The sequence below is a fragment of the Leifsonia tongyongensis genome (assembly GCF_010686705.1).
Lineage (GTDB): Bacteria > Actinomycetota > Actinomycetes > Actinomycetales > Microbacteriaceae > Diaminobutyricibacter > Diaminobutyricibacter tongyongensis.
On record NZ_JAAGWY010000003.1, the window covers coordinates 57,212 to 79,160 of the forward strand.

At 68.2% G+C, this 21,949-nt stretch carries 19 protein-coding genes; 11 read left to right on the plus strand and 8 right to left on the minus strand.

From position 1 onward, the window contains the following. The first annotated feature begins 32 nt into the window (after window positions 1-32). Window positions 33-497, plus strand: a complete 465-nt coding sequence (locus G3T36_RS13745; protein WP_163290392.1) for an Lrp/AsnC family transcriptional regulator — start codon at window positions 33-35, stop codon at window positions 495-497. An 84-nt stretch (window positions 498-581) separates the two neighbouring features. Here G3T36_RS13745 and hpaD read toward each other — a convergent pair whose 3' ends face one another. The 6 genes from hpaD to G3T36_RS13775 all read right to left on the minus strand — a co-directional run bounded on the left by hpaD (window position 582) and on the right by G3T36_RS13775 (window position 7,114). Further along, a complete protein-coding gene (hpaD, locus tag G3T36_RS13750; RefSeq protein WP_163290393.1) occupies window positions 582-1,637 on the minus strand; it encodes a 3,4-dihydroxyphenylacetate 2,3-dioxygenase in 1,056 nt (351 codons plus the stop codon). A 9-nt stretch (window positions 1,638-1,646) separates the two neighbouring features. Beyond that, window positions 1,647-3,149, minus strand: coding sequence for a 5-carboxymethyl-2-hydroxymuconate semialdehyde dehydrogenase (hpaE, locus tag G3T36_RS13755; RefSeq protein ID WP_163290394.1), 1,503 nt, complete (start codon window positions 3,147-3,149; stop codon window positions 1,647-1,649). Further along, window positions 3,146-4,096 (minus strand): 4-hydroxy-tetrahydrodipicolinate synthase, encoded by a 951-nt coding sequence (dapA, locus tag G3T36_RS13760; protein WP_163290395.1) that lies wholly within the window; start codon window positions 4,094-4,096, stop codon window positions 3,146-3,148. The genes hpaE and dapA overlap by 4 nt, the downstream gene beginning before the upstream one ends. Further along, entirely contained in the window at window positions 4,093-4,803 is a 711-nt protein-coding gene (locus tag G3T36_RS13765; RefSeq protein WP_163290396.1) for a GntR family transcriptional regulator, read from the minus strand. The genes dapA and G3T36_RS13765 overlap by 4 nt, the downstream gene beginning before the upstream one ends. Beyond that, complete coding sequence (locus G3T36_RS13770; protein ID WP_163290397.1) at window positions 4,800-6,299, minus strand: fumarylacetoacetate hydrolase family protein; 1,500 nt, start codon at window positions 6,297-6,299, stop codon at window positions 4,800-4,802. The genes G3T36_RS13765 and G3T36_RS13770 overlap by 4 nt, the downstream gene beginning before the upstream one ends. A 113-nt stretch (window positions 6,300-6,412) precedes the next feature. Continuing rightward, window positions 6,413-7,114 carry an IclR family transcriptional regulator gene (locus tag G3T36_RS13775; RefSeq protein WP_163290398.1) on the minus strand — a complete coding sequence of 234 codons (702 nt, stop codon included), beginning with the start codon at window positions 7,112-7,114 and terminating at the stop codon, window positions 6,413-6,415. Between the two features lie 87 nt (window positions 7,115-7,201). On the opposite strand from G3T36_RS13775, the gene G3T36_RS13780 reads away from it, so the two are divergent. The 5 genes from G3T36_RS13780 (at window position 7,202) to G3T36_RS13800 (ending at window position 12,853) form a co-directional block, all read left to right on the plus strand. Continuing rightward, a complete protein-coding gene (locus G3T36_RS13780; RefSeq protein ID WP_163290399.1) occupies window positions 7,202-7,756 on the plus strand; it encodes a flavin reductase family protein in 555 nt (184 codons plus the stop codon). 42 nt (window positions 7,757-7,798) lie between these two features. After that, the gene (gene hpaB / locus G3T36_RS13785; RefSeq protein WP_163290400.1) at window positions 7,799-9,253 is read left to right on the plus strand and encodes a 4-hydroxyphenylacetate 3-monooxygenase, oxygenase component; all 1,455 of its coding nucleotides are present in this window, start codon (window positions 7,799-7,801) and stop codon (window positions 9,251-9,253) included. Window positions 9,254-9,355: 102 nt separating this feature from the next. Further along, window positions 9,356-10,831, plus strand: coding sequence for an NAD-dependent succinate-semialdehyde dehydrogenase (locus G3T36_RS13790; RefSeq protein ID WP_163290401.1), 1,476 nt, complete (start codon window positions 9,356-9,358; stop codon window positions 10,829-10,831). Between the two features lie 46 nt (window positions 10,832-10,877). Next, on the plus strand, window positions 10,878-12,065 hold the full coding sequence (locus tag G3T36_RS13795; protein WP_163290402.1) for a thiolase family protein: 1,188 nt from the start codon (window positions 10,878-10,880) through the stop codon (window positions 12,063-12,065). A 26-nt stretch (window positions 12,066-12,091) separates the two neighbouring features. Next, on the plus strand, window positions 12,092-12,853 hold the full coding sequence (locus G3T36_RS13800; protein ID WP_163290403.1) for a 3-hydroxyacyl-CoA dehydrogenase: 762 nt from the start codon (window positions 12,092-12,094) through the stop codon (window positions 12,851-12,853). 92 nt (window positions 12,854-12,945) lie between these two features. Here G3T36_RS13800 and G3T36_RS13805 read toward each other — a convergent pair whose 3' ends face one another. Beyond that, the gene (locus G3T36_RS13805) at window positions 12,946-14,388 is read right to left on the minus strand and encodes a helix-turn-helix domain-containing protein (protein WP_163290404.1); all 1,443 of its coding nucleotides are present in this window, start codon (window positions 14,386-14,388) and stop codon (window positions 12,946-12,948) included. 114 nt (window positions 14,389-14,502) lie between these two features. Between G3T36_RS13805 and G3T36_RS13810 the strand changes: the two genes are divergently transcribed. Continuing rightward, window positions 14,503-16,353: a phosphoenolpyruvate carboxykinase (GTP) gene (locus tag G3T36_RS13810; RefSeq protein WP_163290405.1), complete on the plus strand. Its 1,851-nt coding sequence runs from the start codon at window positions 14,503-14,505 to the stop codon at window positions 16,351-16,353. A 136-nt stretch (window positions 16,354-16,489) separates the two neighbouring features. Here G3T36_RS13810 and G3T36_RS13815 read toward each other — a convergent pair whose 3' ends face one another. After that, complete coding sequence (locus G3T36_RS13815) at window positions 16,490-18,475, minus strand: ABC transporter ATP-binding protein (protein WP_163290406.1); 1,986 nt, start codon at window positions 18,473-18,475, stop codon at window positions 16,490-16,492. A gap of 130 nt (window positions 18,476-18,605) precedes the next feature. On the opposite strand from G3T36_RS13815, the gene G3T36_RS13820 reads away from it, so the two are divergent. From G3T36_RS13820 to G3T36_RS13835, 4 genes are read left to right on the plus strand one after another with little or no spacing between them, the layout of a single operon-like run. Then, on the plus strand, window positions 18,606-19,277 hold the full coding sequence (locus tag G3T36_RS13820) for a GAP family protein (RefSeq protein WP_163290407.1): 672 nt from the start codon (window positions 18,606-18,608) through the stop codon (window positions 19,275-19,277). A gap of 56 nt (window positions 19,278-19,333) precedes the next feature. Beyond that, complete coding sequence (locus tag G3T36_RS13825) at window positions 19,334-20,260, plus strand: ATP-binding cassette domain-containing protein (protein ID WP_163290408.1); 927 nt, start codon at window positions 19,334-19,336, stop codon at window positions 20,258-20,260. Continuing rightward, window positions 20,257-21,102 carry an ABC transporter permease gene (locus G3T36_RS13830; protein WP_163290409.1) on the plus strand — a complete coding sequence of 282 codons (846 nt, stop codon included), beginning with the start codon at window positions 20,257-20,259 and terminating at the stop codon, window positions 21,100-21,102. The genes G3T36_RS13825 and G3T36_RS13830 overlap by 4 nt, the downstream gene beginning before the upstream one ends. A 47-nt stretch (window positions 21,103-21,149) precedes the next feature. Further along, window positions 21,150-21,929, plus strand: coding sequence for an ABC transporter permease (locus G3T36_RS13835; protein WP_163290713.1), 780 nt, complete (start codon window positions 21,150-21,152; stop codon window positions 21,927-21,929). The last annotated feature ends 20 nt before the right edge of the window (window positions 21,930-21,949 follow it).

The window sequence follows — 21,949 nt, forward strand, 5'->3', positions numbered from 1 at the left end:
TGACCGTTCGGTGTGACCGCGGAAGGAGCGACATGGTCGACGCGCTCGATTCGGAGCTGATAGCGCTGCTCACCGACGAGCCGAGACTCGGCGTCTTCGAGGCGTCGCGACGGCTCGGCGTGGCGCGAGGCACGGTGCAGGCCCGGCTCGACCGGCTCCAGCGCGACGGAGTCATCCGCGACTTCGCGCCGACGATCGACACGACAGCGCTGGGCTACCCCGTGACGGCCTTCGTGACAGCGGAGATCACGCAGGGGAGCGGAGACCGTTCCGTCGTCGAGCACCTCGACAGCATTCCGGAGGTGCTCGAAGTACACACGATCACAGGCCAGGGCGACCTGATGATCCGGGTCGTGGCGAGGTCGAACGCCGACCTCCAGCGCGTCATCGACGGCATCGTGAGCGATCCGAACATCACGCGGACCTCGACGGTCATCGTGCTGGAGACGAAGATCACGCACCGCGCGGTCCCGCTGGTGCGCGCATCCCTCGACTGACGCCTGCCGCACTCATTCGCGCCCACCGCACTAGTACAACGACGTGCGCTGGAACGTAACGCGTGCGGTGAGAGCCGCGCCCGCTCAGACCTGCGTGCCGAGCTTGAACCCGGTCTCGGCATCGTCGCGGCGCGTGTACGAGAAGCCGTCGGCCCCGATCGTCACATCGGACTCGGCCGCCTCGGTGCGCTCGGTAAGCGCCATCGGATGCGCATCCAGGTCGAGCACCGTCGACGCGTTCGCGTACCAGCTGGGCACGACCGGGTTGCCCCACCAGTCGCGTCGCTGGTTGTCGTGGACGTCCCAGGTCACGACCGGGTTGTCCGGGTCGCCGGTGTAATAGTCGTGCGTGTAGATCTCGATCCTGTGACCGTCGGGGTCGAGCAGGTAGAGGTAGAACGCATTCGAAACCCCGTGGCGCCCCGGCCCCCGCTCGATGCGGTCGGACTCCCGCAGCGTGCCGAGGTGATCGCAGATGTGCAGGATCTGGCTGCGCTCGTGGGTGGCGAAAGCGATGTGGTGGAGGCGCGGACCCGCACCACCCGTGAGCGCGATGTCGTGCACGGTCGCCTTGCGGAACATCCACGCCGCGTACACCACTCCGTCGTCGTCCTGGATGTCCTCGGAGACCCGGAAACCCAGTCGCGCATAGTAGTCGCGGGCGGCCGGCACATCGGGCGTGACGATGTTGAAGTGGTCGAGCCGGGAGATCGCGCCGGCACCCTGCACGTCGTAGCGCCGCGTCATCCGCTCGACGTGCTCGGCGTCGTAGAAGAACTCGATCGGGAAACCGAGCGGGTCGGCCACACGGACGGCCGCGCCGATCCCACGCGTCGCCCCGGGTGCACGGCGCTCGACGCGCACCCCGAGTTCCTCGTAGTAGTCCGCGGCCGTTTCGACGTCGGCCGCTGACCGCACGCGATAGGCCAGTGCCGCAAGCGCCGGGACGGGGCCGCGACGCAGTACCAGCGAGTGGTGCAGGTACTCCTCGAAGGCGCGCAGATAGATGGCGTCATCGTCTTCGAAGGTGACCACGAGCCCGAGCACACCTACGTAGAAGGCGCGGGAAGCCGCAAGGTCGCTCACGATGAGCTCGGCATACGCGGATCGGATGATGTCGGGTGGCGGGGTGGTGTTCACGGGTCTCCTTCAGTGGATGCCGAACCGCGGCGTGTGCACCGGCCCGAGCGTGATGTGAACGGCCTGCTGGTTCGTGTAGAAGTCGATCGACCGGTAGCCGCCTTCGTGGCCGAGTCCACTCGCCTTGACGCCGCCGAACGGGGTGCGCAGGTCGCGCACGTTGTGGGAGTTCAGCCACACCATTCCCGCGTCGATGTTCTGGGCGAACGTGTGGGCGCGCACCAGGTCGGTGGTCCAGAGGTAGGCCGCGAGCCCGTAGCGCACACCGTTGGCGAGTTCCAGGGCTTCCTCGTCGGTGTCGAAGGGTGTGACCGTCACGACGGGGCCGAAGATCTCCTCCTGGAAGATCCGCGCGTTGGGAGCGACGTCGGCGAAGACCGTCGGCGACACGTAGTTGCCGTCGGGCAGGTTCTCCGGGCGCCCTCCGCCCGCCAGTAGCCGGCCTTCGTTCCGGCCGATCTCGATGTAGGCCATCACCTTGGCGAAATGCTCTGGATGAACCAGCGCACCGACTTCGGTGGCGGGATCGTGGGGCGCCCCCACGACGATGTTCGAGGCCCTGGCGGCGTAGCGTGCGCAGAAGTCGTCGTAGATCGATCGTTCGACGAGGATGCGGCTGCCGGCCGTGCAGCGTTCCCCGTTGAGCGAGAACACCCCGAAGAGCGTCGAGTCGATGGCGGCTTCGAGGTCCGCGTCGGCGAACACGATCGCAGGTGACTTGCCGCCGAGCTCCATCGAGAGCCCCTTGAGGTTCGGTGCGGCGTTCGCGAAGATCAGCTGGCCGGTGCTGCTCTCACCGGTGAACGAGATGAGCGGGACATCGGGATGCCGCACCAATGCGTCTCCGGCCTCCTCGCCGAGCCCATTGACGAGGTTGAACACGCCGTCGGGGAGGCCGGCCTCCCGGAAGATGTCCGCCCACAGGCTCGCCGACAGGGGCGTGAACTCAGCGGGTTTGAGCACGACCGTGCATCCGGATGCGAGCGCCGGCGCGAGTTTCCAGCTCTCCAGCATGAACGGCGTGTTCCAGGGCGTGATCAGGCCTGCGACACCGACCGGTTTGCGATTCACATAGTTGAGCTGTGAGCCGGGGACCTTGTAGGCGTCGTCGGTCTGCGCGACGATCAGGTCGGCGAAGAAGCGGAAGTTCTCGGCGGCCCGCTGGGCCTGCCCGAGCGCCTGCCTGATGGGAAGACCCGTGTCGAACGTCTCGAGTTCGGCGAGGCGGGAATCCTGCGCTTCAACCGCATCCGCCACCCTGACGAGCACGCGTGCGCGTTCGCGTGGACGCAGACGCGGCCACGGCCCGTCGGTGAACGCGCGCGTGGCTGCCGTCACGGCGAGATCGATGTCTTCTGCGCGGCCGGCGGCCGCCGTCGCATAGATCTCGTTCGTGACCGGGTCGAGCACGTCGAAGGTCGCTCCGGACAGGCTGTCGACGAAGTTCCCGTCGATGAAATGGCGGATGTGGGTGGGAAGGCCGGTGGGTACGCGATCCTCGGACTCGCTCATCGGTGCGCTCCTTTCGCGGTGAAGCCGTCGACCGGGCTGAGGTAGGCGCTGCCCTCGTCGAGCAGGGTTCGCACGCGCTCCTCGCCGGATGCGGTGAGCGGAATGAGCGGGGGGCGTACGAACGCCGACCCGATCAGCCCGCGCTGTTCGAGCACCCACTTGCCCGGAGCGGGATTGGTCTCGACGAACAGCAGGTCGACGAGTGGATGCAGGCCGTAGTGGAGCTCCCGGGCCCGTTCGAGGTCGCCGGACTCCCACGCCTCGAACATCTCGGCCACGGCGACGGGTGCGATGTTGGCGACCGCGCTGACGAAACCGGCTCCTCCCAGCGCCATCAGCGGGAGGCTCAGCAGTTCGATGCCCGACCACACCACGAGGTCGGGGCCGCACGCGTGGAGGACGCGGGAGAAGTGCTCGAAGTCCTTCGTCGTCTCCTTGATCCCGACGAAGTTCTCGACGTCGCGGTAGAGGCGGGCGACCGTCTCGGGGGCGATGTCCACGGCTGTGCGGCTGGGAACGTTGTAGGCGAGGATCGGCAGGTCGGGAAACTCCTGTGCCACAGTCCGGTACCACGCATAGAGGGCGTCCTGGGTCGGCCGGGCGTAGTACGGGGTGATGATGAGGACGGCGTCCGCCCCTGCCTCGCGGGCCGCCGCCGTGAGTTCCAGCGTCTCGTCGAGCTTGGCCGAACCGGTGCCCGGCACGAACGGCACGCGGTCGCCGATCGCCGCGGCGACCGTGCGGATGGCCGTGGCCCGCTCCTGGATGGTCTGTGCACTCGGCTCGCCGGTCGATCCGCCCAGGGAGATGCCGTGTGACCCGCACGCGAGCTGCCAGTGCACGAGGTTGGCGAGGCCGGCGTGGTCGATCGCTCCGTCGGCCGTGAACGGTGTCATGAGTGGGGCGATCGAGCCGCGGATACGTGCCGGATCGGTGCGGAATTTCATGGGGTGACCTCCTCGGTCAGCCTGCGCTGCGCGATGAACGCGTCGAGGGTCGCCAGGCGATGGTTGCGGGCGGCCAGTTCGAGGACGATGGCGTCGGCGCCCGATTCGATCAGGTCGAGGATCGTGGAGTGTTCGACGACCGACTCGCGCGCTCGGCCGGGGACGAAGCTGAACGTCGATTCGCGCAGGACCGCGAGCCGGCCCCAGCCGCGATGGACCAGGTCGAGGATGTGCGCGTTGGGGCACGACTCGAACAGGGCGGAGTGGAAGTCGAGGTTCAGCTTCGTGAAACTGGCCGGATCGAAGTGCTCCAGGGTCGCCGCCAGCTGCTCGTTGATGGCACGGGCGCGCTTGACGGAGCCGGCGGGCAGCGTCGGGGCCGAGAGCGCCGTCGCGTAGCCTTCGACAAGCGCCAGCGTCTGCATGGTGACGACGTACTCGGTGGCGTCCAGCATGGCGACCTGGGCGCCCACGTTGCGTTCGAACGTGACGAGACCTTCGGCTTCGAGCATCCGCACCGCTTCGCGCACCGGAACGGCGCTCACGCCCAGTTCGCGGGCGATCTGGTCGAGGACCAGCCGGTAGCCTGCGGTGTACCGGCCGTCGGCGATGCGCTCGCGGATCCACCGGTAGGCGAGCTGGGACTTGCCCGTCGCGCCGGGCCGCGCCGGGTTCGTGGCGGTGGTGCCGATGCCGGGCTCGCTCATCCGTTCGCCTCGCCTTCGAGCCAGGCGACATACCGCGCCCGCCATTCGGCGTTCATCGGATAGAGGCCGTCGACGCTTTCGCCCGCCGCGACCTGCTGCGCGATGAAGGACTCCTGCCGCTCCTGCTCGATCGCGTCGTCGACGACCGACTCGACGAGGCCGGGCGGAATGACCAGCAGGCCGTCGGCGTCGCCGACGATCACGTCGCCCGGCTGCACGGCTGCGCCGCCGCAGGCGATCGTGAGGTCGGTGTCCCATGGGACGTGACGTCGGCCGAGGACGGCGGGGTGGGGGGCGGCGTAGTACGTGGGGATGTCGAGGGCGGCCACCGCGTCGAGGTCGCGGAGTCCGCCATCCGTCACCAGCCCGGCCGCGCCGCGCACTTGTGCGCGGAGGGCGAGGATGTCGCCGAGCGTGCCGCTGCCGTGCTCGCCGCGCGCTTCGATCACGAGAACATCGCCCGGGTCCAGGGTGTCGAACGCGCGCTTCTGGGCGTTGTAGCCGCCGCCATGGGTTTCGAAGAGGTCCGCCCTGGCGGGGATGAAGCGGAGCGTACGCGCCCGGCCGATGAGCCGCGTGTCGGGGCGGGTGGGCCTGAGACCGTCGATCGAGACGTCGTCGAGCCCGCGCTTCCGCAGTTGTGAGCTGAGCGTGGCCGTGCTCACCGATGCGATCCTGGCGCGGAGCTCGGGCGTGAGCACGAAACCGGGTTCCTGTTCGGGCTCCGGTTCGGTCGCCGGGAGTCCTGCCGCCTCACGCGAGCCCCAGGCTTCTTCGCGCTGCTGGTCGTCGGCCAGGGGGAGGGCGCCGAACGGTGCGAAGGGCATCGTGCCCTCGACGACCGGCGTGACGAGCCGGCCCGTGCTGTGGCCATCGGTGCTGTGACCATCGATGGTGTCCACCTCGACTTCGACGGTGTCGCCCGGACGGACGACGGATGCTCCGGCCGGTGTTCCCGTGAGGATCACGTCTCCCGGCTCCAGTGTGATGAGCTGGGAGAGATCGGCGACGAGACGGGAGAACGGGAACAGCAGGGTCGCGGTCGTGTCCTCCTGGACGAGTTCGCCGTTGACCCAGGTGCGGATGCGCAGGCCGGCCGGGTCGACCTCGGTTGCGGGGAGGATCGCGGGCCCAAGGGGGGTGAAGCCGTCGGCGCCTTTGGAGCGGACGTTGGAGCCTTTGTCGGCGTAGCGCAGGTCGTAGACACCGAAATCGTTCGCTGCCGTGACGCCGGAGACGGCCGGCCAGGCGTCGGCGAGGGAGGCGTGCCGCGTGCGGCGGCCGATGATGAGCGCCACCTCGCCCTCGAAGGCGAGGAGTTCGCAGCCGAGAGGCCGCTCGATGGCGCTGCCCGACATGGCGACGCTCGACGAGGGCTTGAGGAAGTACGACGGCTGGGCGGGGGTCCGGCCGCGTTGTGCGGCCCGGGACGGGTAGTTGAGGTGGACTGCAATCACCTTGCCAGGGGAGAGGTGCACAGCTCGCAGCTCAGTCATCGTGCGGTCTCCTCCCGGCAGCCCTGCCGAACATATCGCAAATCATATACGATCCACGCTCGAGTCTCAATGCTCAAGTCTCAATGGGCGAGTCTCAATGGGCGAGGTCGACCTCAGCTGAGCTCGCGCGCCACGGTGTCGGCGGCGAGCCGCAGGCGGGCGCCGAGAACGTCGACGTCGCGTCCGTTGGCGACGTACACGACAGCGACGGCCGCGGGCGGCTGGCCCGGTACGGTGAGCGGCACCGCCACGGATGCGAGACCCGGGATGACCTCGTCATGGCTCGTCGCGAAACCCCGCTCACGCGCCAGGGCGGCTTCTGCGCGCGGGTGCTCCGAATCGAGCGCGCGCCACTGCGCCTCGGTGAGGTTCGCCTGGATCGCGATGCCTGGCGCCCCCGAGGCGAGCGGATGACGTGTGCCCGGCCGCTGCGCCACCGCTGCGTGGGCGTGCGTCGGCTCCACGCTCACCAGGGTGACGACGTCGTGCCGGTCGAGCACGGTCAGGAACGCGGTCATGCCGAGTTCGTTCGCGACCGCTGTGAGGGCGGGCAGGGCCGCCGACTGCAGGTCGTGCGCGACCGAGCGGGCGAGGGCGGCCATCCGCGGACCGAGCTGCACGGCTCCGGCCGGGTCGCGCACGACCAGGCCGTGGTCTTCGAGGGTGCGGAGAATGCGGTAGGCGATCGAACGGTGCACCCCGAGGGCGGTCGAGAGCGCCGCGATCGTCATCGGCCCGTCGGACTCGGCGAGGATCTCGAGCACGCGGATGCCGCGCGACAGCGTCTGCGAGTGCGGCTGGGGTTGTGCATCCATGCCACTCAGCCTAGTGTTCTTTATAAGAATTGGTCGTTCTAATATCGAACGATCCGACGGCAGTGCAGCCGGATGGAGGACCGAACGATGATCGCCGCAGCGCCCCAAGGGGGCGCCTTCGGGCCGGAGTCGAAGCTCTACCGGCCGCCACAGCACTTCTTCCGGGGAAGTCTCGGAAGGTTCGCGACCGGAGTCGCCGTCGTCACGTTCGACGCGGCGTCCACCGCAGAGGGAACGAGCGCGCGCCACGGCATCACCGTGAACTCGTTCACGTCCGTCTCGATGGAGCCCCCGCTCGTGCTCGTCAGCATCGCACGCAGCACCCGGGCGCACGACGAACTCGCCGGCCGGCCGTTCACCGTCAACGTGCTCGGCGCGGAGCAGGAGAAGCTCGCCACACACTTCGCCGGGCGCCCGAGCGACGAACCCGTCTGGGTCGAAGGTGGCCTCGCCCCCCGGCTCGCCGGAGTGCTCTCGTACTTCGAATGCACTCCGTGGGCCGCCTACGACGGCGGCGACCACACCCTGTACCTCGGTCAAGTCGAGAACTTCGACTACCGCACCGGCGACGCGCTCGGGTTCGTCAACGGCCGTTTCACGGCCATCCCCGAATACCTGCTCGGCGTCGAAGACCTGCTCTAGCGCATCCGCAACCGTCCACCCACCAACGAAGGAACCGATCACATGGGAATCCGCACCGGCCAGCAGTACCTCGACAAGCTCAACGCGATGCGACCGCACGTCACGATCGACGGCGAGGTGGTGAGCGAGAACGTCGCCGAGCATCCGGCGTTCCGCAACGTCGCGCGCACCTACGCGAAACTCTTCGACATGCAGCACGACCCGGCGCACCAGGACGCCCTGACCTATCTCTCTCCGACGACCGGCGACCGGGTGGGCGCCTCGTTCCTCGTGCCGAAGACGCTCGCCGACCTCGAACACCGCCGTGCCGCCACCCAGACCTGGGCGGAATACACCAACGGCTTCCTCGGCCGCACCGGCGACTACATGAACAGCGCCCTCACCGCGCTCTCCGCTGCCGAGAAGTGGTTCGCGCAAGCCGACCCGAAGTACGGCGAGAACATCCGCAACTACTATGAGTACGCGCGCGAGAACGACCTGCTGGCCACCCACACGCTGATCCCGCCGCAGGTGAACCGTTCGGTCTCGGGGAGCGAGCAGATGGGCGGGCAGCTGTCCGCGCGCATCGTCGAGGAGCGGCCCGACGGCATCGTCATCCACGGTGCGCGCATGCTCGCCACGATCGCTCCGATCGCCGACGAGCTTCTCGTGTTCCCGTCGACGGTGCTCCGCGGTACGCCCGAGGACGCCCCGTACTCGTACGCGTTCGCGATCCAGAACGACGCGCCCGGCCTGCGCTACCTGTGCCGCACCTCGCTGCACAACGGGGGCAGCGTCTTCGACGAGCCGCTCGCGGCCCGCTTCGAGGAGATGGATGCGGTCGCGATCTTCGACAACGTCTTCGTGCCCAACGAGCGCATCTTCATGCTCGGCCACCCCGAACTGTGCAACAACTTCTACGCCGAGACGGGCGCCGCCGCGCTGATGACCCACCAGGTCGTCACGCGCACCATCGCGAAGAGCGAGTTCTTCCTCGGCCTCGCCAGCGAGATCGCGGCCTCGATCGGAATCGACGGTTTCCAGCACATCCAGGAACAGCTGGCCGAGCTGGTCGTCGACGTCGAGATCGGCAAAGCGCTGATGCGCGCTGCGGAAGTGGATGCGGCGACCAACGAATGGGGGATGCTCCAGCCCAAGTGGAGCACGCTCAACGCCGCCCGCAACTGGTACCCGAAGACGGCCCAGCGCTTCCCGCAGATCATCCGCACATTCTGTGCAAGCGGGTTGATGGCCCTCCCCGGCGAGGCGGACATCGCAAGCGACGCTCTCGAGGACATCGAGCTGTACCTGCAGGGCAAGACGCTGACGGGGCCTGAGCGGGTGAAGCTGTTCAAGCTCGCCTACGACGCGTCGATCTCCGGTTTCTCCAGCCGCCAGGCGCTCTACGAGTACTTCTTCTTCGGCGATCCCGTCCGCATGGCCGGCGCCCTGGTCAACAGCTACGACCGCGAGCCCGCCCGCGCCCGCGTTCGCGACTTCCTCGCCCGCACCGACTGACCCACCCAGCTCGCTCACGCATCCATTCGCCGACTTTTCCTGTGCTCGGCGGAAGTGAGCGTGATTATGCTCGGAGATGGTCGAGACGAAGGAGCCGAAACGATGAGCGAAGCGCGCGAGCACGAACTGCTGGCGAAAGTGCCGAACCAGCTGTACATCGGGGGCGAGTGGGTCGACGGGACCTCGGGTCGCGTCATTCACGTCGGCGATCCGGCGACGGATGCGACGATCAAGACGATCGCCGACGCGTCGGTCGAGGACGGAAAGCGGGCACTCGACGCTGCGGTCGACGCGGCGGATGCGTGGGCCGCCACCGCCCCGCGCGCACGGGGTGAGATCCTCCGTCGCGCCTTCGACCTTCTGCAGGAGCGCCGTGACGAGTTCGCCCTGCTGATGACGCTCGAAATGGGCAAGCCGCTCGCGGAGGCGAACGGCGAGGTCACCTACGGCGGAGAGTTCCTGCGCTGGTTCAGCGAGGAAGCGGTCCGCATCACCGGGCGCTACGGAACGAACCCGGAAGGGACCGGGCGGATGATCGTGTCGCAGCATCCCGTCGGGCCGTGCTTCCTGATCACCCCGTGGAACTTCCCGCTGGCAATGGCGACCCGCAAGGTCGCGCCGGCGCTCGCCGCAGGCTGCACCGTCGTGATCAAGCCGGCCGAGCTCACGCCGCTCACCACGCTGTACTTCGCGAAACTGCTCGAAGACGCGGGCCTTCCGGGCGGCGTCCTCAACGTGATCACCACCTCGACCTCCGGTACCGTCTCGGCCCCGATCATCGCCGACCCCCGCCTGCGCAAGCTGAGTTTCACCGGTTCGACCGAGGTCGGTCGCAGGCTCATCGAGCAGTCCGCGAAGAACGTGCTCCGCACGTCGATGGAATTGGGCGGCAACGCGCCGTTCGTGGTGTTCGATGACGCCGACCTGGACAAGGCGGTCGACGGCGCGATGCTGGCCAAGTTCCGCAACATCGGCGAGGCGTGCACGGCGGCCAACCGGTTCATCGTGCAGGACACCGTCGCGGACGAGTTCGCGCGCCGGGTGACGGAGCGCGTGAACCGGTTCCGTGTGGGCCGCGGCACAGAGGACGGCGTCACGATCGGCCCCCTGATCAACGAGGATGCGGTGGCCAAGGCGCTTGCGCTCGTCACCGACGCTGTCTCCCGCGGCGCTCGTGTCCTCACCGGGGGCGACGAGATCGACGGGGACGGCAACTTCTTCGAACCGACCGTGATCACCGACGTGGCCGCCGGGAGCGACATCCTGCGCGAGGAGATCTTCGGACCCGTGCTCTCGATCGTGCGGTTCACCGACGAGGCCGAGGCGGTGCGCATCGCGAACGATACCGAGTTCGGCCTCGTGAGCTACGTGTTCACCAAAGACCTCGCCCGCGGGCAGCGAATGATCGAGGCGCTCCAGACGGGCATGATGGGCCTCAACGTCGGCGTCGTCTCGAATGCCGCCGCGCCGTTCGGCGGCGTGAAGCAGTCGGGACTGGGCCGCGAAGGCGGTTTCGAGGGCATCCACGAGTACCTCTACACGAAGTACACGCTGACCCCCGACCCGGCGACCGCGTGAATCCCCGCCGCCGATTCGGACCTCTCCTGCGGAGTATCGTGCAAGCATGAGCACCACCGATGCGGTCATCGTCGACGTCATCCGCACTCCGTCTGGGCGGGGCAAGCCGGGTGGGGCCCTGTCGGACATCCATCCCGCCGACCTGCTGGCCGGAGTGCTCAGCGAGCTCGTGCGGCGCAACGACCTCGACCCCACGCTCGTCGACGATGTGATCGGCGGATGCGTCACCCAGGTCGGCGAGCAGTCGACGAACATCACACGGACCGCCGTGCTGAGCGCGGGCTTTCCCGACTCGGTGCCGGCCGTCACCGTCGACCGGCAGTGCGGATCCAGCCAGCAGGCGGCCGCGTTCGCCGCGCAGGGCGTGCTCGCCGGGGCGTACGACGTGGTCATCGCGTGCGGCGTCGAATCGATGAGCCGCGTGCCGATGCTGTCGAACCAGGCCGGGCGATCGACCGGGGGTGCGCTTCTCGCGAGCCGCTACCCGGACGGCCTGGTCGCGCAGGGCGTGTCGGCCGAGCTGATCGCCACCCGCTGGGGGTTCAGCAGGGAGGAGCTCGACGTGTTCTCGGCGCGGTCGCACGCGCGGGCGGCGGAGGCGGCGGCATCCGGAGCGTTCGACTCCGAACTCGTGCCCGTCGGCACACCGGACAGCGGAGGCGTCACGGCCGACGAGACGATCCGCCCGTCGACGTCGCTGGAAGGGCTCGCAGGGCTCGCGCCCTCCTTCCGCACCGACGAGCTCGCGGCGCGGTTTCCCGAGATCGACTGGAAGATCACGCCAGGCAACTCTTCGCCCCTGACCGACGGTGCATCTGCCGCTCTGATCATGAGCGCGGCGATGGCCGACCGGCTCGGGCTGCGCCCGCGGGCGCGTTTCCACTCGTTCGGGGTCGCCGGAAGCGACCCGCTGCTCATGCTCACGGGGATCGTCCCTGCGACGGAGAAGGTGCTCGCACGCACCGGCCTGGCGGTCGACGACATCGACGCCTACGAGGTGAACGAGGCATTCGCGCCGATACCCCTGCTCTGGCAGCGCGAGTTCGAAGCCGACCCCGCACGTCTCAACCCGCGCGGCGGGGCGATCGCGCTCGGCCACGCACTCGGATCCTCGGGCACCCGCCTGCTCGCCACGCTGGTGAACCAGCTCGAGGCGACCCGCGGTCGTTTCGGACTGCAGACGATGTGCGAGGGCGGCGGCACCGCCAACGCCACCATCATCGAGCGCCTGTAGCGTTCGCCGACACGAAGGGACCGCCCATGCAGATCGAGGGATGCTCGGCAATCGTCACCGGAGGCGCATCCGGGCTCGGCCACGCAACCGCCCAGGCGCTCACGGCGGGCGGAGCCTCCGTGGTCATCCTCGACCTGCCGTCGTCGGAAGGGGAGAAGGCGGCGGTCGCACTCGGCCCCACCGCTCGGTTCGTGCCGGGGGATGTCACCGACGAGCAGCAGGTGCAGGCGGCCGTGGATGAGGCGGCGGGAATGGCGCCGCTGCGTATCCTCGTCAACTGTGCGGGCATCGCGACCCCCGGCAAAGTGATCGGGCGGGATGGCGTGCTTCCGCTCGCCCACTTCGAGCGGGTGGTGCGGGTGAACCTCGTCGGCACGTTCAACGTGATCCGGCTCGCGGCCGCGGCGATGGTGAAGACCGAGCCGGTGGGGGAGGAGCGCGGTGTGATCGTCAACACCGCGTCCGTCGCGGCGTTCGACGGCCAGATCGGGCAGCCGGCCTATTCGGCGTCCAAGGGCGGCGTTGCTGCGATGACGCTTCCGATCGCGCGTGAACTGGCGCGAGACCTCGTGCGGGTGATGACGATCGCGCCGGGGATCTTCGAGACCCCCATGATGGCGGGGCTGCCGCAAGCGGCACAGGATTCGCTCGCGGCGCAGGTGCCGCATCCGTCGCGTCTCGGCAGGCCGGCAGAGTACGCCGCCCTTGTGCGGCACATCGTCGAGAACCCCATGCTGAACGGCGAGGTCGTCCGGCTCGACGGCGCCATCCGGATGCAGCCGAAGTAAGGCCGAGAATCGCCGTTCCAGCCGAGGTGAACCGGCAGAACGACGACACTCGGCACCGACGGTGATTCTCGGCGCCAGAGACAGCGGTCCCGCTACTCGGCGGAGTGCGTCTCGAGGAAGGCGTAGACCTCGTTGTCGTCGACGCCGGGGAAGCTGCCCGAGGGCAGCGGCGACAGGATGTGCGCGTGCAGCCTCGCACTCGGCCAGGCTTTGCCCGACCAGCGCTCCTCGAGCTCGTGCGCGGGCCGTTTGCAGCACGACTCGTCGGGGCAGCGCGACACGGCGCGGACCGTCGTCTCGCGCCCGCGGAACCATTTCGCCTCCGCGAACGGCACGCCCACACTGATCGAGAACCCGCCCGCCGAGGTGGTCCCCGTCTGTGTCGCGCACCAGTACGTCCCGGCCGGCGTGTCCGTGTACTGGTAGAGCTCGGTCGTGCGGTTGGTGTGCGTGAAGGCGCTTCTGGCGCTCCACTGCCGGCACACGAGCTGCCCCTCTATCGCTCCGGTCACATCGGTCGGCAGGGGGAGGCCGTCGTTCTCGTAGCCCTTGTAGAGCGCCCCGTCGTCGCCGACCCGCAGGAAGTGCAGCGTCATGTCGAGGTGGCTGGTGGCCAGGTTGGTGAGCCGCAGGGCGGCCGCCTCATGGGTGACGCCGAAGGCGTCGCGGAAGTCTTCGACGGCGAGGTCTTTGTCGCGTTTGCGTTCCTGGAGGAACCCGACGGCCGCATCGCGCGGCATCAGGCAGCAGGCCGCGAAGTAGTTGATCTCGAGTCGCTGTCGCAGGAAGTCGGCGTAGCTTTCGGGCGGTTCGTGCCGCAGCAGGCGGTGCGCCATCGCCTGGAGCGCCATCGATCGCAGGCCGTGGCCACCCGGGATGGACGCCGGCGGGAGGTAGATGCGTCCGTTCGCGAGGTCGGTCACCGAACGCGCCGAGTGCGGCAGGTCGTTGACGTAGATGAGGCGGAGTCCCAGCTGCTCCGCCATCACGCTCACTTCGCGGTGGGTGAGGGCGCCTCGAGTGTGCCCGGCAGCGCGGACGCGGTCTTCGGCCAGTTCTTCGATCTCGGGGATGTAGTTGTTCTGGGCGCGCATCCGCTCACGCAGTTCCGTGTTCGCACGCCGCGCCTCTTCCGGTGTCGCGATCGCCTGGTTGGCGCGCTTCGCGAGCTCGCGGTGCAGGCCGACGATCGCCTCGAGCGTCTCGGTCGGAGTCCCCTTCGTCGGCTTGATGGGGGGCAGCCCGAGTGATGCGTACAGCGAACCGCGTTGTGCCCTGGCGAGTTCGATCTCGAGCGCAGCGCGCGAATTCGGCGGCTCGCTGCTGAGGAGGTCCGAGAGCTCGACGTCGAGAGCGGATGCGATCGCCTGGAGCAGCGACAGCCGCGGCTCGCGTTTGCCGTTCTCGATCAGGGAGAGCTGGCTGCCCGCGACGCCGGCGGCCTCGCCGAGGTCGTCGAGGGTCAGTCCGCGCTGGGTCCGGTAGTGGCGGATGCGGTGGCCGAGTGTCGTGATGTCGGCGCTGACAGTGTCCATCTCTTCACATTATCGAAAGAATTGCGATTCTTGCGAGAAGATTTCCGGATCAGAAGGTCGTTTTCTCACTCAGACTGGCATCACCGGAGGAATTTTTCAGTGAAAGGACCCACGATGACGATCACCGAGCTCCCCAGGACCCACGAAGACCTCGGCGGAGATCCCACCCCCGCGACCACCGACCGGGCGCTTCGCGACTGGGTCGACGGCATTGCGCGCCTCACCCGGCCCGACAAGATCGTCTGGTGCGACGGCACCATGCGCGAGGCCGACCAGCTGACGAAGCAGCTGGTCGCCGAGGGCAAGCTCATCCGGCTGAACCCGGAGTGGCGCCCCAACAGCTTCCTCGCCCGCACCGACGCAGGCGACGTGGCCCGCGTCGAAGATCGCACCTTCATCTGTTCGACCGAACCCGACGACGCTGGCCCGACCAACAACTGGCGCGACCCGGCAGAGATGCGCTCCGAACTCGAGGGTGTCTTCGCGGGCAGCATGCGGGGCCGCACGATGTACGTCGTCCCGTTCTCGATGGGGCCGCTCGGGGGCCCGATCTCGCAGCTCGGGGTCGAGATCACCGATTCGCCGTACGTCGTGGTCAGCATGGGCATCATGACGCGCACCGGCCGCCCGGTGCTCGACCTGATCGAGGCGGGGACCCCGTGGGTGGCCACCGTGCACAGCGTCGGGGCGCCCCTCATCGACGACGACGGCGTGCAGCACGACGACGTGGTGTGGCCGTGCAACGAGACCAAGTACATCGTGCAGTTCCCCGACACCCGCGAGATCTGGTCGTACGGCTCCGGCTACGGCGGCAACGCCCTGCTCGCCAAGAAGTGCTTCGCGCTGCGGATCGCCTCGGTGATGGCCCGCGATGAGGGCTGGCTGGCCGAGCACATGCTCATCATCAAGGTCACCTCACCCGAAGGGCGCGCGTACCACCTCGCCGCTGCCTTCCCGTCGGCCTGCGGCAAGACGAATCTCGCCATGCTGCGCCCGACGATCCCCGGCTGGAAGGTCGAGACCATCGGCGACGACATCGCCTGGCTGCGCCGCGACCGCGACGGCCGCCTGCGTGCAATCAACCCCGAGGCCGGCTTCTTCGGGGTCGCGCCGGGCACAGGTATCACGACGAACGCGACCGCGGTCGACACGCTCTGGGGCAACACGATCTTCACCAATGTCGCGCTTCGCGACGACGGCGACGTCTGGTGGGAGGGGCTCACTCCGGAGCCGCCGCAGCACCTCATCGACTGGGAGGGCAACGACTGGACACCCGGGTCCGGGCGCCCTGCCGCGCATCCGAATTCACGCTTCACAGTGTCGGCAGCCCAGTGCCCGTCGATCGCCGACGACTGGGATGCCCTCGACGGCGTTCCCATCGATGCGATCCTCTTCGGTGGGCGCCGCGCGACCAACGTTCCCCTCGTCGCACAGGCGCGGGACTGGCGTCACGGCGTGTTCATGGGTGCGACGATCTCGTCCGAGAAGACGGCGGCGGCCGAGGGGACGGTCGGCGAACTGCGTCGGGATCCGTTCGCCATGCTGCCGTTCTGCGGCTACAACATGGCCGACTACTGGGCGCACTGGCTGCACGTCGGCGACCGTCTCGGCGCGGACGCCCCGCAGATCTTCCAGGTGAACTGGTTCCGCAAGGGCGCCGACGGCGAGTTCCTGTGGCCGGGATTCGGTGAGAACTCGAGAGTGATCGAGTGGATCATCCGTCGCATCGAAGGTAAGGCTGCCGCGGTGGACACCCCGATCGGACGGCTTCCTGTCCCGTCGCAGCTCGATCTCGACGGCCTCGACATCAGCGACGACGCACTCGAGGCGCTGTTCGAGGTGGACTCGCGGTCGTGGCTCGACGAGTGCGACCTGACCGAAGAGTACTTCGAGCAGTTCGGCGCACGCGTACCGGCCGCCCTCCGCGCCGAGCTCGCCTCGCTCCGCTACCACCTCCGCGCCTGACCGCGGGCCGAGCAGCCGCGACCCGCTCAGCGTTCCGCGGCTGCGCCTTCGTCGAGCACAGGGTTCTTCCCGAAAAGACACGCTCTTAGCGAGAACAACCCTGTGCTCGACGGCAGTGCGCGTGCAGCGGGCGGCGCTAAACGAGCAGCTGGTGCTTGGCGAGGTCGCGGTACAGGGGGGTCGTCACGACCAGCTCCGAATGGGTTCCGGTGCCGATGACCTGTCCGTGGTCGATGACGACGATCTGGTCGGAGTCGACGACCGTCGACAGCCGGTGGGCGATGACGATCAGGGTGCGGTCCTCGGCGACGGCGTCGATCGCCTCGCGCATGAGCTGCTCGTTGCGGCCGTCGAGGCTCGACGTCGACTCGTCGAGCAACAGCACCGGAGGCGCGGCCAGCAGCGCGCGGGCGATGGCGAGCCGCTGGCGTTCGCCACCGGACAGCATGATCCCGTCCTCCCCGACCGGCGCTGAGAGCCCGAGTTCGTTGCGCTCGAGCACCTCGGTGAGGTTCACGGCGTGGAGCACGTCGATGCATTCGGCGTCGGTCGCGTCGGGTGCCCCGAGCGTCAGGTTGTCGCGCAGCGAGCCCGCGAGCACCGGCGCGTCCTGTTCGACATAGCCGATCTGCGACCGGAGCGTCGTGCGGTCGAGGGTGCGCACATCCAGGCCTCCGAAGTGCACGACGCCATCGGTGGGGTCGTAGAAGCGCTCGATCAGGGCGAGGATGGTCGACTTGCCCGCTCCGGACGGCCCGACGAGCGCGGTGCGCTTTCCACGCGGCGCCTCGAAGCTCACCCCGCGAAGCACCCCGCCCGGCGGCAGGATCTCATCGACTTCGCGCGCGTCCAGGGGGAGGCCCGCAGCCGCTTCCGCCTCGGCGACGATGTCGACACCGCCCAGCGCCTCGACCGCATCCCGCCGGGTCTCGTCGCGCCTCGAGCGCGCGGCATCCGCATCCTGCTCCCGTTCCTCCCGCTCGCTCGGTGCGATCGCTGTGTCCGGGTAGGCGAAGTGCACGTCGACGAAGGCGATGGCCGGCGCATCCGGTGCCATCGTCGCGTTCGCCGCGCCCACCGTGACGGCGAGTGGTGCCAGCTCGCGGTCGAACTGGTCCTCGGCCGGCAGGTCGACGATCTCCTGGATGCGCCCCAGCGCGCCGAGCGCGGCGTTGACGGCCGTGACGGCGCCGAACGCCTGGCCGAGCGGCAGGATCATCATGAACAGGAACAGGATGAACGTCACCAGGTTCGCGACGGTGATCGCGCCGCTCGCGACACGGAAGCCGCCGACGCCGAGCACGACGAGGAACGACACCTGCATCGCGATGCCCGCGACCGGGACGACGAGGGCCGAGATCTTCGCGACCTGGATCCCCATCTTCCACGCGCCGACCGCATCCGCGTCGATGGCCGCGATCTCACGATCGGTCGCGTTCGCGGCCCGGATGGTGCGCACCGAGCTGATCGCGCGCTCCACCGCTGCGGCGAGGTCGCCGACCTTGGTCTGCGCCCGCTGGCTGGCGACCCGGATGCGCCCCGAAAGCCCCACCACGACGATGATCGACACGGCGATCACCAGCACGGTCAGCCCGAGGAGCACCGGGTCGATGATCGCCATCGCCACCAGCGCACCCAGGAAGGTCAGCGCCCCGCCGATCGCTTCGACGAGACCCTGGGTCAGCACGGCCCGCAGCAGCGTCGTGTCGGAACCCACGCGGGAGACGAGGTCGCCGGTACGTCGCGTGTCGAACTCGCTGATCGGGAGCCGGAGCATCCGCCCCACGAGCCTCCGGCGCGACGAGAGCACGACGCCTTCACCGGTCCGCTGGAGGAGGTAGTGCTGGTAGCCGGAGATCAGCCCGGAGACGATCACGAGGATGACGAGCAGCCAGACGAGCGGACCGAGAGGCTTCTGCGACTGGACGCTCGAGATCACCTGGCCGACGAGGAGAGGCTGTGCGAGGCTCGCGGCGGCCCCGAGGATGCTCAGCACCACGACGACCGAGAGGACGCCTTTGTGCTCGAACAGGTAGGGAAGCAGCTGGCTGAACCGCGCGCGCGGTCCCTCGTCTTTCGCGGGACGCCCGAAACGGCGGCGCTGGGTTGGTGCGTTGGTCATGGTTCTTCTTCGGTCTGGTTCGGGTCGGATGCGCGACAGAGGCGCTACCTTCGACCGTACTTCGTGCTGGCCGGTCGCCGTAACCAGCGTGTAGGTTCGCAGGAGAGAGCCAGCTGATTGGGGCGCGTCCATGAATGGTGTCATCGGCGAAATCCTTCCGAGCGCGGTCGGGATCGCGATCAGTCCGATCCCGATCATCGCCGCCATCCTCATGCTCCTGTCCCCGCGCGCGAAGGGGACGAGCGTCGGCTTCCTGCTCGGCTGGGTCGCCGGAATCGTCGTCGCCCTGGTCGTGTTCACCCTGCTCTCGTCGATCATCCCGGCCAGCGATCCGTCCGCAGCGAAGCCGATCGCCGGGTGGATCAAGATCGTCCTCGGCGTTCTGCTGCTCCTGCTGGCGGTGCAGGAATGGCGCAAGCGACCGCACGTCGGCCAGGAGCCTCCGCTGCCCGGTTGGATGAAGGGGATCGACTCGATGAACGCCGGGCAGGGGTTCGGGCTCGGTTTCCTGCTTTCCGCGGTCAACCCCAAGAACCTCCTGCTGGCGGTGGCCGGCGGCCTCGCCATCGGATCGGCGACGCTCGCGATCGGCCAGACGGTGATCGTGTGCGCGATCTTCGTCGTGATCGCCGCGAGCACGGTGCTCGTGCCGGTGATCGCCTATCTGATCGCCTCGAAGCAGATGGCCGCGCCCCTCGAACGGCTGCGCGTCTGGCTCGTCCAGCACAACGCAGCCATCATGGCGACAGTGCTGCTCGTCATCGGCGTCGTCCTCATCGGCAAGGGCATCGCGAACTTCTGAGAGTATTTCCGGTCGGCCGCCGCCGTTGTCTGCGGTCTGGTCTATCGTTTTGGATTGTGCCAACGCCCGTCATCACCGCAGCCAACCTCGTCAAGAAGTACAAGGGCTTTCCCGCCGTCGACGGGATCAGTTTCGAGGTCGCACCGGGGGAGTCTTTCGGGCTCCTCGGCCCCAACGGCGCCGGCAAGTCCACGACGATGCGGATGGTCGGTGCCGTCTCGTCGCGCACCGAGGGCGAGCTGAGCATCCTGGGCCTCGACCCCGACAAGTACGGTCCGGAGATCCGCTCACAGCTGGGTGTCGTGCCGCAGACCGACAATCTCGACATGGAACTGCGGGTGCGCGAGAACCTCATCGTCTACGGGCGCTATTTCGGTCTCCCGACCGCGCGGGTGAAGGCGCGAGCCGACGAACTCCTCGCGTTCGCCCAGCTCGAAGACAAGGCGAAATCCAAGGTCGACGACCTCTCGGGCGGCATGAAGCGGCGTCTCACCATCGCGCGTGCACTCATCAACGACCCCCGAATTCTGCTTCTCGACGAACCGACGACCGGTCTCGACCCGCAGGCGCGCCATATCCTCTGGGACCGCCTGTTCCGGCTCAAGGAGCAGGGCACGACACTGGTGCTCACGACGCACTACATGGATGAGGCCGAGCAGCTCTGCGACCGCCTGGTCGTCGTCGACAAGGGTCGCATCATGGCCGAAGGTTCGCCGGCGGCGCTCATCCGGCAGTATTCGTCGCGCGAGGTGCTCGAGGTCCGCTTCGGGTCGGAGAAGAACATCGAGATCGCCGAGCAGCTCGGCGGAGTGGGCGAGCGCATCGAGGTGCTTCCCGACCGCATCCTGGTCTACAGTTCCGACGGCGAAGCCGAGCTCGTCAGGATCACCGAGCGCGGGCTGCACCCGCTCACCAGCCTCGTGCGGCGGTCGAGCCTCGAAGACGTCTTCCTTCGCCTCACCGGCCGGAGCCTGATCGAATGACCGAGACGCTCACTTCTGTCAGCGACGAAGACCGTGCCCGGCTCGCCGCGGGCCGCCCACGCCGTTTCGGCGGGTGGTACGTGGCCGAGCACCGCTTCCGCGTTATGCGGTCCTACCTGCAGACCGTTCTCGTCACGGGCATCGGCAATCCGTTCCTGTACCTGTTCGCGATCGGAGTCGGCCTCGGCAGCCTCGTCAGCAACAACCTCGGGCCGCAGGCCGTCGACGGGGTCAGCTACCTCGAGTTCGTCGCGCCCGCCCTCCTGTGCACGGCTGCCGTCACCGTCGCCAGCGAAGAATTCACCTACCCGATCATGCTCGGCTTCAAATGGAACCCGACCTTCTACGGCATGAACGCCGCGCCGATCGCTCCCGGGCAGATCATCGACGGCGTCGTGATCTCCGTGACCGCGCGCCTGCTCGCCACCTCGGTGCTCTACTTCGTGTTCATGCTGCTGTTCGGTGCGGTTCCCTCGCCGATCGGCTTCCTTGCCGTGTTCGTTGCGGTGCTCACGGGGCTCGCATTCGGCGCGCCCGTGATGACGTACGTCTCGACACTCGAGCAGGACACCGGGCAGATCGCGATGCTGATGCGCTTCGTCCTCCTGCCGATGACGCTGTTCTCTGGCACCTTCTTCCCGCTCAGCGCCATGCCCCCGTTCCTCCGGTGGATCGGCTGGCTGTCGCCGCTCTGGCACGGCACCGAGCTCGCCCGGGTGTTCTCCTACGGTGCTGCCGAGCCGATCTGGCTCACGGTGCTCCACGTGCTCTATCTCGCGGCGCTGTTCGTCGTGGGCTGGCTGTGGACCCGGCGCCTCGCCGCACGGAGGTTGAACAAGTGACCTCGACCGATTCGGACTTCATCGCCACCGTGCCGCACCTGCGGCCGATGCGCTCGCTGTACGCCGGCAACGCATCGTCGGTCATGCAGCGCGGCTGGTTCGCGACGCGGAGCACCAACTGGCTGGTCGTCGTGAGCGGCTTCTTCGAGCCGATCTTCTACCTGCTCTCGCTGGGCATCGGTCTCGGCGCGATGGTGGGCAACGTGACGACGTCGAGCGGCCAGCCCATTCCCTACGCGGCCTTCATCGCACCGGCCCTCCTGGCGACGGCCGCCATGAACGGCGCGGTGTACGACTCCACCTGGAACGTCTTCTTCAAGATGCACTTCGCCAAGCTCTACGAAGGGATGCTCTCCACGTCGCTCGGTCCACTCGACGTCGCGCTGGGCGAGATCCTGCTGGCGCTGTTGCGCGGGGCGCTGTACGCGGTCGGGTTCATGCTGGTGATGCAGGTACTCGGGCTCAACCTCTCGTGGTGGGCGATCCTGGCGCTGCCCGCAGTGCTGCTGATCGCGTTCGGCTTCGCCAGCTTCGGGATGGGCATCACCAGTTACATGAAGACCTTCCAGCAGATGGACTGGATCAACTTCGTCATGCTGCCGATGTTCCTGCTGTCGGCCACGTTCTACCCGATCACGGTCTATCCGGACTGGATCCAGGTCATCATCAGGGCCATGCCGCTGTGGCAGGGCGTCGACCTGGTGCGCGGCCTGACGACCGGCGACGTTCACCTGGGGATGCTTCTCCACGTCCTCTACTTCGTCGTGATGATCGCTATCGGCCTGGTCATCACGACGCGACGGCTGCGCGCTCTGTTCCTCGACTGAGCTGCCCTGCCGGAGCCTGG

Excerpts from the sequence above, each read along its gene's own strand:
- G3T36_RS13805 (WP_163290404.1), bottom strand. The coding sequence starts at position 14,388 with ATGGACACTGTCAGCGCCGACATCACGACACTCGGCCACCGCATCCGC.
- G3T36_RS13820 (WP_163290407.1), top strand. The coding sequence starts at position 18,606 with ATGAATGGTGTCATCGGCGAAATCCTTCCGAGCGCGGTCGGGATCGCG.
- G3T36_RS13775 (WP_163290398.1), bottom strand. The coding sequence starts at position 7,114 with ATGGATGCACAACCCCAGCCGCACTCGCAGACGCTGTCGCGCGGCATC.
- G3T36_RS13790 (WP_163290401.1), top strand. The coding sequence starts at position 9,356 with ATGAGCGAAGCGCGCGAGCACGAACTGCTGGCGAAAGTGCCGAACCAG.
- G3T36_RS13810 (WP_163290405.1), top strand. The coding sequence starts at position 14,503 with ATGACGATCACCGAGCTCCCCAGGACCCACGAAGACCTCGGCGGAGAT.
- dapA (WP_163290395.1), bottom strand. The coding sequence starts at position 4,096 with ATGAAATTCCGCACCGATCCGGCACGTATCCGCGGCTCGATCGCCCCA.
- G3T36_RS13780 (WP_163290399.1), top strand. The coding sequence starts at position 7,202 with ATGATCGCCGCAGCGCCCCAAGGGGGCGCCTTCGGGCCGGAGTCGAAG.
- G3T36_RS13765 (WP_163290396.1), bottom strand. The coding sequence starts at position 4,803 with ATGAGCGAGCCCGGCATCGGCACCACCGCCACGAACCCGGCGCGGCCC.
- G3T36_RS13835 (WP_163290713.1), top strand. The coding sequence starts at position 21,150 with ATGCGCTCGCTGTACGCCGGCAACGCATCGTCGGTCATGCAGCGCGGC.
- G3T36_RS13800 (WP_163290403.1), top strand. The coding sequence starts at position 12,092 with ATGCAGATCGAGGGATGCTCGGCAATCGTCACCGGAGGCGCATCCGGG.
- G3T36_RS13815 (WP_163290406.1), bottom strand. The coding sequence starts at position 18,475 with ATGACCAACGCACCAACCCAGCGCCGCCGTTTCGGGCGTCCCGCGAAA.
- hpaB (WP_163290400.1), top strand. The coding sequence starts at position 7,799 with ATGGGAATCCGCACCGGCCAGCAGTACCTCGACAAGCTCAACGCGATG.
- G3T36_RS13795 (WP_163290402.1), top strand. The coding sequence starts at position 10,878 with ATGAGCACCACCGATGCGGTCATCGTCGACGTCATCCGCACTCCGTCT.
- hpaE (WP_163290394.1), bottom strand. The coding sequence starts at position 3,149 with ATGAGCGAGTCCGAGGATCGCGTACCCACCGGCCTTCCCACCCACATC.
- G3T36_RS13830 (WP_163290409.1), top strand. The coding sequence starts at position 20,257 with ATGACCGAGACGCTCACTTCTGTCAGCGACGAAGACCGTGCCCGGCTC.
- G3T36_RS13745 (WP_163290392.1), top strand. The coding sequence starts at position 33 with ATGGTCGACGCGCTCGATTCGGAGCTGATAGCGCTGCTCACCGACGAG.
- G3T36_RS13770 (WP_163290397.1), bottom strand. The coding sequence starts at position 6,299 with ATGACTGAGCTGCGAGCTGTGCACCTCTCCCCTGGCAAGGTGATTGCA.